Origin of the sequence: Mesorhizobium sp. M1E.F.Ca.ET.041.01.1.1 (genome assembly GCF_003997355.1) — a bacterium.
In the GTDB taxonomy this organism is placed as follows: Bacteria; Pseudomonadota; Alphaproteobacteria; order Rhizobiales; family Rhizobiaceae; genus Mesorhizobium.
Map to the genome: position 1 here is coordinate 1 of NZ_RZSL01001091.1, position 1,023 is coordinate 1,023.

Sequence of the window (1,023 nt, forward strand, 5' to 3'; positions counted from 1 at the left end):
GCATCCGCAACGCCTATGGCCGCAAGAAGTCGAGCGTCTCGACTCCGGCCTCGCGTCTGCGCGCCCGCGTTCTCGAAGTGCTGAAGTCGGAAGGTTATATCCGCGACTACAGCCAGACCGACTTCGATAACGGCAAGTCGGAAATCGAGATCGAGCTGAAGTATTTCGACGGCGCTCCGGTCGTGCGCGAGATCGAGCGCGTCTCGAAGCCTGGCCGCCGCGTCTATGTCTCGGCCAAGTCGATTCCGCACGTCGCCAACGGCCTCGGCATCGCCATCCTTTCGACGCCGAAGGGCGTCATGGCCGACCACGAAGCGCGCGAGCAGAATGTCGGCGGCGAGATCCTCTGCCAGATCTTCTGATCCGGCACGAGATTGATGAATGGGCTTCGGTTCTCGGGATCGCGCCCGGGAACTGGAACCTGAAACGAAAGAAGTGACGAGGACAACAAAATGTCTCGTATCGGAAAGAAACCCGTTTCGCTGCCGCAGGGCGTCTCCGCGACCGTCAACGGCCAGACCGTGACGGCGAAGGGCCCCAAGGGCGAGCTGAAGTTCGTGGTGAACGACGAAGTGCTGGTCAAGATGGAAGGCAGCGAGATCGCTGTCGAGCCGCGCGACCAGTCGAAGACCGCCCGTTCCAAATGGGGCATGTCGCGCACGCAGATCGTCAACATCCTGCAGGGCGTGAAGGACGGCTTCGAGAAGAAGCTCGAGATCACCGGCGTCGGCTATCGTGCCGCCATGCAGGGCAAGAACCTGCAGCTCGCGCTCGGCTTCAGCCACGACGTGGTCTATGAGACGCCGCAGGGCATCACGATCTCAGTGCCGAAGCCGACCGAAATCACGGTCTCCGGCATCGACAAGCAGCAGGTCGGCCAGGTCGCCGCCGAGATCCGCGAATATCGCGGACCGGAGCCCTATAAGGGCAAGGGCGTGCGCTATGCCGACGAGCGGATCGTCCGCAAGGAAGGCAAGAAGAAGTAATAGGCTTGGCCCCGAAAAGTTGCAGACTTTTCGGAAA

The 1,023-nt window shown here is 61.5% G+C and carries 2 protein-coding genes; both read left to right on the forward strand.

Going from position 1 to position 1,023, the window contains the following annotated elements; translation table 11 throughout:
• Positions 1-2 precede the first annotated feature (2 nt).
• Positions 3-362, forward strand: a complete 360-nt coding sequence (rpsH, locus tag EOA38_RS37580) for a 30S ribosomal protein S8 (protein ID WP_127301584.1) — start codon at positions 3-5, stop codon at positions 360-362.
• A gap of 90 nt (positions 363-452) precedes the next feature.
• Positions 453-986, forward strand: a complete 534-nt coding sequence (rplF, locus tag EOA38_RS37585; protein ID WP_126094106.1) for a 50S ribosomal protein L6 — start codon at positions 453-455, stop codon at positions 984-986.
• Positions 987-1,023 lie beyond the last annotated feature (37 nt).

Coding starts and splice junctions, on each gene's coding strand:
- rplF (WP_126094106.1), top strand. CDS start 453: ATGTCTCGTATCGGAAAGAAACCCGTTTCGCTGCCGCAGGGCGTCTCC.